Raw genomic sequence first — 7,033 nt, forward strand, 5'->3', positions numbered from 1 at the left:
AATGCTCGAAAGGCAGTTGAAGAAAGCTCATCTCGATCCTCCCGATGAGACCCAGCTTTTGCAGTGCGCCGATACCTTCGGATACAAGACTGTCGAGGCCCTGCTCGCGGGTATCGGCCAGGGTGATGCTTCGGTTGTCACGCTTGTTAACCGGATTTACCCGCAAACGCAGGAGGGTAAGCAGGATGAAGCTTCGCTGGAGGAAATAGTCTCCGGGCGTCAGAGGGGGCGTGATGATGTCAAGATCGACGATGTCGGGATGCTCCAGTTCAATTTCGGCAAATGCTGTCAGCCGGTGCCGGGCGAGGACGTGGTCGGATTTATTACCCGGGGCCGGGGGGTGACGGTTCATCGCAGGGACTGTCCCAATATCAGGCGCGCAAACCTTGACAAGGAGAGACTGGTCGATTTGAGATGGGATGTCAGCGAGACCTCGACCTTCATCGTCCGGATCAACCTGGTGATGGAAGACCGTAAAAATATCCTGCGCGATATCCTCAATTCGATTGCCGAAGATGATACCAATCTCAAGAGCACCAGTATACACGCCTCCAAGGGGCTGGCGCGCGGGGTGTTTATTGCCGAGGTGCGCAACCTGACTCACTTGAATAAACTGATTAACCAGATCAGCAGGGTCAAGGGCGTAATCGATGTCTCCCGTTATCTCGGATCGTCCGGGTCCTCTAAATAAACTTGCCTGTATCTTTGCCGCTGAGTATCTTTGTTTTCGGTAATGAAAAAGCTAATCGATTCAACATACAGGATGATCGATCACCTGGGGCGCAGTCTGCTGGGATTTGTGTTTCCTCCCCAGTGTCTGAGCTGTGGAAGCCTGCATGACAGCGAGCCGTATTTCCTATGCCGTCGTTGCCAAAATAAGCTGCAGGAATATATCTTTCCATTCTGCGTTAAATGCCGGGGTGCGCTCGATTTTGACCAGGCCGGCTGTCCTGTCTGTGGACTCAAAAAGTTGCCGATTAAACGGGGCTGGACATTGACCGGCTATGACGATGTCAGCAAGCCCCTGATCTTCGCTTTCAAGTATCATGGTATCCTGCCGGTCGGATATTACCTGTCGCGACGACTGGCTGAAATCATCGGGCAGGGGGGCGGTCAGAATGTTGTCGATATGGTCGTGCCGGTACCGCTTCATTCCTCGCGGAAACGCAAACGGGGGTTCAACCAGAGCCTGATCATTTCCGAGATCCTGGCCGATAGGCTCGAGTTGCCACTGGCTGATGAAGCCATATTGCGGATTCGGCGCACGAAATCGCAGACCGGTCTGCCGCCGAAGGATCGCCGGGAGAATATGCGCAATGCCTTTGGAGTGAGGGACAACCATAAAATCGAGGGCAGGCATCTGCTGTTGGTCGATGACGTCATCACCACCAGCGCAACCTCGATGGAGGCGGCCAGAACTTTGCTCGAAGCGGGAGCTTCAGCGGTCACGCTGGCGGTGCTTGCTGTTGCCGGTTCCGACGACATCTTCTGATTTTTTGTTGAATACGGGACGATTTTTCTTTCTATTGATACCATGGGTATTTCCGATATTAATCGCCAGCAGGTAGTGGACTTTCTGGGTTACATAGACCTTGAGCTGAACCTTTCCGATAACACCATCGCCGCCTATCGTCGTGATATTTCAGAATTCATCGAGTTTTTAGGACAAAAACAGGAAATCAGCCTCAATTCCGTTCGGGAAAGCGAGATAATAGAATACCTGCTCAGGCTCAGGCGCCGGGGAAACTCGGCCCGGAGCGCGGCCCGTAAATTGTCGGCACTGCGTCACCTGTTCAGGTTTTTGGTATCGGAGGGGAAACAGGCCGGTGATCCGACGAATGTGCTGGATACGCCTAAACTGATGCGTCCCCTGCCGGATATTCTTTCGAAAGAGGAGATCGGTCGGTTAATTGAGGCGATTTCCGGCGATGATCCCCTGACCGTGCGCAACCGGGCGATCATGGAGTTCTGGTACGCCTGCGGGCTGAGGATTTCGGAACTTTCCGCTATTAAAACCGGGGATATTGTGCTGGAGGTGGAGATACTCAGGGTGCACGGCAAGGGAGGAAAGCAACGTCTGGTGCCGTTCGGATCGTACGCCCGCAGGGCTTACCTGGATTATCTTCACAATGCCCGTGACAGCCTGGTGCGCGATAATTCGTACGATATCCTGTTTTTAAGCCGGCGCGGAGGGCGGTTGTCGCGTATGGGGCTCTGGAATATATTCGCAAAATACCTGAAAACAGCCGGTATTCGTAAAAAAGTTACCCCCCACAGCCTGCGCCATTCCTGCGCAACCCACATGGTTGAAAACGGTGCTGACATAAGAACGGTTATGGAATTTCTCGGTCATGCCGATATAAGTACTACGCAGATATATACTCATTTGGACCAGAGGTACCTGAAGGAAGTCCATCGGAGATGTCATCCGAGGAAGAAGCGAGATGCCCAAGGCAGTAGCACATATACCGGCCTGGATACTGAATCAAAAGGAAGAAAAGATCCCGGAGAGGGGTCTCTTTAATATTGCTGTTTACCAGGAAAACCTGGACATCTGTAACGATCTTATCGACGCTTTCCCGCAGGCCAACCTGCAGTTTCATCATTTCAGCAAACCCCATGAACTGGTTCGCTACGCCCAGCGCTATATCCTCGACCTGATTATTATCGTGGTAGAGAATGATTTCGGTCGTACCACCCGTCTGGTCAATGAGGCCCGGGAGCAGATGTTTTTATCAATAGTGCCACTGATTATCTATAATCCAACCTCGGCTCATAAGGCTTATAAGCAGGCCCTTGAATGCGAAGCGGATGATCTTCTGATGGGTGAGTGGAACCGCGAAGCTTTTGCGACCCGGATTCAGATGCTGATGAGCCGTTCGCGCCGGGACCTCGGTGTCAATCCGTCCTCGAGACTGCCCGGTCCCTCGATGATCGAAAAGAAGATCAACCAGATGATTGCCAACGATAAGGACTTCGCGGTCTGTTATCTCGATATCGACAATTTCAAGGGTTACAACGATTATTATGGTTATTTCTACGGCGACAAGGTGATTCGCCTGACCGCCCAGATAGTACGCGATGTCGTCTTTGACCTGGTACCCAACGGTTTCGTCGGCCATGTCGGCGGAGACGATTTCATATTTGTCATCCCCTACCAGATGATCGATATGGTCTGCTCGAATACTATTAAGACGTTTGACCGCATAATTCCGTATCGTTACAAAGAAGAGGATCGCCTGCGGGGCAAGATCGTTACCAAGAACCGCTTCGGCGAAGATGAGATCTACTCCATGCTTACAATCTCGATTGCAGTACTGGTATGCGAGAACAAGATTTTTTCACACGCCGGAGAGATGTCTCATATGCTGGCCGATTTAAAGAAATACACCAAGAAACTGGCCGGCTCAAACTATATGATCGAGCGCCGTAAGAAATACTAATCCCCGTTTAGCGCGTTTTCAATCATCTCCATCAACTTCACCGCCGTCGGATTATCCGGATCGTTTTTCAAGACACCTCGAATCAGTTCAACTGCCTCGGAAGTGCGTCCCGAACGCAGGTAAAGCTGTGCCAGGTTCAGGTTGGCCTGGGGCTGGTTGGGATCCTGATTGAGAGCTGTCAGGTAATGCTTTTCGGCCTGCTCGAGGTTGCCCGACTGGAAATGCAGGTTGGCCAGGTTGACCCGGGCCGAAAGATGCTCGGGATTGATCGTGAGCGCGCGCTCGAGTACATCGATGGCTTCTTCAAAACGGCTGTGGTCACGCAGTCGAACGGCCAGGTTATTCAGGTAGGCGGAATTCGATGAGTCGACCCGGTACCCCCGGTAGAGCATATCCAGCGCTCGTTCCGATTTTCCCTCCAGACTGAGCAGGTTGCTGAGAGTTGTGTATGAACTCAGGATAGTTGAGTCGAGCGCCAGGGAGCTGTCGACAGCGTTTCTGGCATGATCGTACTGCTCTATCTTAAACAGGGAATAGGCCAGCCGGTTAAACAGGTAAGCATCGTGTGGATTGTGCTCGATCGCATGGCCGTAAGCGACCGCGGCGCCATCGTAATCGTTTTTACGTTCGCGCAAGTTGCCCAGAAAGGCAAGCGCATTCGGGTCCTCGGGATTTTCCTCGATCGCCCGTTCGATATAATATGTTGCGCTGTCGAGCATATTCTGGCGCAAAAAGGCGGACGCCACAGCCTGGTTGGAGCGTGAACGGTCATCCGGCCTGATGCCGAACAGGGTTGTGTTGGAAACAACCGCGACTATAATAAAAACTACCGCGGGTACCATCAACCTGCGAGGCTGTTTTAATTTCGCCAGAATATAATCTGTTGCCAGCGCGGCCAGGACAATTAGAAATGGCAGTGTCGGTACCCGAAACCTGGCAGTCACAAAGAATAAGATCAGGACCAGCTGATAGGATAACAGGGTGCCTGCCAGAAGGTGCAGGCGACTGTCTCCCGACCTGAATGCAATGTAGAGACCAATCATTGCCAGGGGAGCCAGCAGACCGAACGGAAATCCGGGCGGTCCATGCCAGAGCAGTGTTTTTAAGAGCCACGAATCCGAGCGCAATGTGTAGATATCGCGGTTGCTCTCGATCTCGTAAGCATTCCACAGGTAATACAGTTTCTTCAAAGACAGCTCGATGAACTCGACAGGATTGTTCCCGATCCACTGGAACGCCTGCTCAAACCAGTATGAGGAGATTTCAGAAGGTGTCAGCTCACGACCGGTACGCATCTCGGCCACCCGTTCCGATGAATATTTGACATTGTCCTGGTACTCATTGACCGCCTTGAAATGGCCGGGTGCGCCGGCTGTTTTACCATCGGCCTCGGCATTATTGCCGATCCAGAAATTTACTCCACCCTGGTAAGAGATCATGACCGGATCACCGCTGAGCGCGTAATTGCGTATTGTTATCGGCAGGATGAGTGCCAGCATTCCGGCAAGCATGATCACGATATCCACAAGTCGTCCCGATTTTTTCGCTACTGCCCGGTAGTTTGCGACAAACAGATACAGCATGACTGCCGGCAGGATGATCAGCACCGTCGGACGAGCCAAAGCTGTCAACCCGATCAGCAGGCCGATTGTCAGGAAGCGCAGGCGAGAACTGTTTGCTGTGGTTTTGCGTACCACATGAAATGACAACAGCATTAAAAAAGTGAACAGGCTGGTGATTAAAAGCTCGTTGTCGAAATATATCAACAGGGAATACAGGACTGCTGTAAAGCCGGCGATCAGGCCGGCTCGGCGGTTGATAATATCACGAGCTGTCAGGTACACGATCACCGCGGATAAAGACCCCAAAAGCGACTGGATGATGCGGGGCGCGAACGGACCGTCGCCGAAAAGCGAATATATGATCCCGAGAAAATACGGATACAGTGGTGCGCGGAAGAAGGCCTCATCGCCGATGATATTGCCTTCAGCGATCGTGCCTGCCCAGATATGATGCCAGAGGGCGTCGATCTGATGCATCTCGAAAAACGGGCTGTCGGATATCTGGATCATGTAAACCAGCCGTACAGCCATAGCCGAGATGAAAACCACTACGGCCATCCGATCGATATCTTTCACTCTTTCGGCAATTCGAGTCATAGGCTGATAATTTAAGTTGATATGCGGTTTTTATCAAATTGAATGTGAAAATATAAGCTTCAGGCGCCACCTCTCCGATCGAAGATGTCGATTCATGATCAGTTATTAGTTTGCAGAGTTCAGATTCAGGGAACCCGTTGTTTTGATAAAATGCAGATCGGGAAACCATCTGGTATAAAAAAGGCGGAGCACGAAGCTCCGCCATATATTGCAAAGGACTGACGTTTACCGTTTCTTTACAAAAGTGAACCGCCAGAAGACCAGCATCAGGATTCCGAAGAACATCAGCGACAGGATATCGTTCCAGGGAGCGCCGAAAATCGAGATAGTGTCGTACTGGTTAGAGAAGATCCGATATTTGTCGAGAAACGCCAAACTGGATGCTCCCGCGAACATGAGCGCGATCGCCACGCCCACGAGGGCATCACCGGCCACAAGTCCGGAAGCGAACAGGATTCCCTTCTGCTCACGGCTCTTGTGATGCACGACATCCATCGAGGTCCGTTTGACCAGAAGCGATAAAAGACCGCCAGCCATAATCGGGGTCGAAAGCGAGAGTGGCAAATAGAGCCCGATCGCGAACGGCAGAGAGCCGATTCCCAGAAATTCCACGGCCAGGGCAATCATGCCACCGGCGATAATATATTCCCAGGGCAGTACACCTCCCAGGATGCCGTTGACCACCGCCGCCATGATATTCGCCTGCGGTGCCAGAAGCGGGTTGGGATGCTCTGGTGATTCCACGAACCCGTAAGTGTCACCCAAAAGAAACAGGATGAAACCCATCGTCAGGGCCGGGAAGAAGAGGCCGACAAATTCCATGATCTGCATCTTTTTGGGAGTGGCCCCCAAAAGGAAACCGGTTTTGAGGTCCTGGGCGATATCGCCCGAAAGACATACCGCGATACATACCACCGCGCCGACCGACATGGCCGCCACCATACCCTCCGCGCCGGATATGCCAAACGCGGTCAGCATCAGGCAGGTCACCAGAAGTGTCGCGATCGTCATACCCGAGACCGGCGATGATGACGATCCGACCAGACCGACGATTCTGGCCGCGACCACGACAAACAAGAATCCGAAGATTACGACCATGGCGATCGCGAGAGGATTGAGGCCGGTATTGGGATAAGCCCAGATCACCAGTATAATCAGGATCGCGCCAACCAGAACGACCCACATCGGAAGCTCCTGGTCGGTACGCTTTTCTGCTTCACCGTCATCTTTCCGGCCCCGTTTGAGAATCTGTTTGAACCCGGTTGAAAACGAACTGATGATCGTCGGAAATGATTTCAAAAGGCTCACGAACCCGCCCACCGTGACCGCGCCGACACCGAGGTACTTGATGACATGACCGCGGATGAAGTCGGCGTCGATGTCCGCCGCGGTCATCCCCGGACCGGCCATATCCAGGAGGTGCTGAAGACC

The 7,033-nt window shown here is 52.5% G+C and carries 6 protein-coding genes; 4 read left to right on the plus strand and 2 right to left on the minus strand.

Annotation, left to right across the window (positions count from 1 at the left end):
• The first annotated feature begins 1 nt into the window (after position 1).
• Genes GF404_05330 through GF404_05345 form a run of 4 tightly spaced genes read left to right on the plus strand, consistent with a single transcriptional unit; the run spans position 2 to position 3,443 of the window.
• A complete protein-coding gene (locus GF404_05330) occupies positions 2–691 on the plus strand; it encodes a hypothetical protein (GenBank protein MBD3381603.1) in 690 nt (229 codons plus the stop codon).
• A 42-nt stretch (positions 692–733) separates the two neighbouring features.
• Positions 734–1,492, plus strand: coding sequence for a hypothetical protein (locus GF404_05335; protein ID MBD3381604.1), 759 nt, complete (start codon positions 734–736; stop codon positions 1,490–1,492).
• A 42-nt stretch (positions 1,493–1,534) separates the two neighbouring features.
• The gene (xerD, locus tag GF404_05340) at positions 1,535–2,524 is read left to right on the plus strand and encodes a site-specific tyrosine recombinase XerD (GenBank protein ID MBD3381605.1); all 990 of its coding nucleotides are present in this window, start codon (positions 1,535–1,537) and stop codon (positions 2,522–2,524) included.
• Positions 2,445–3,443, plus strand: coding sequence for a diguanylate cyclase (locus GF404_05345; GenBank protein MBD3381606.1), 999 nt, complete (start codon positions 2,445–2,447; stop codon positions 3,441–3,443). The genes xerD and GF404_05345 overlap by 80 nt, the downstream gene beginning before the upstream one ends.
• Here the strand turns inward: GF404_05345 and GF404_05350 are convergent.
• A complete protein-coding gene (locus tag GF404_05350; protein ID MBD3381607.1) occupies positions 3,440–5,602 on the minus strand; it encodes a tetratricopeptide repeat protein in 2,163 nt (720 codons plus the stop codon). The genes GF404_05345 and GF404_05350 overlap by 4 nt on opposite strands.
• A gap of 225 nt (positions 5,603–5,827) precedes the next feature.
• The coding region (locus GF404_05355) for an oligopeptide transporter, OPT family (protein MBD3381608.1) at positions 5,828–7,033 on the minus strand (1,206 nt) is incomplete at its 5' end.

Source organism: Candidatus Zixiibacteriota bacterium (assembly GCA_014728145.1).
Lineage (GTDB): Bacteria > Zixibacteria > MSB-5A5 > JAABVY01 > JAABVY01 > WJMC01.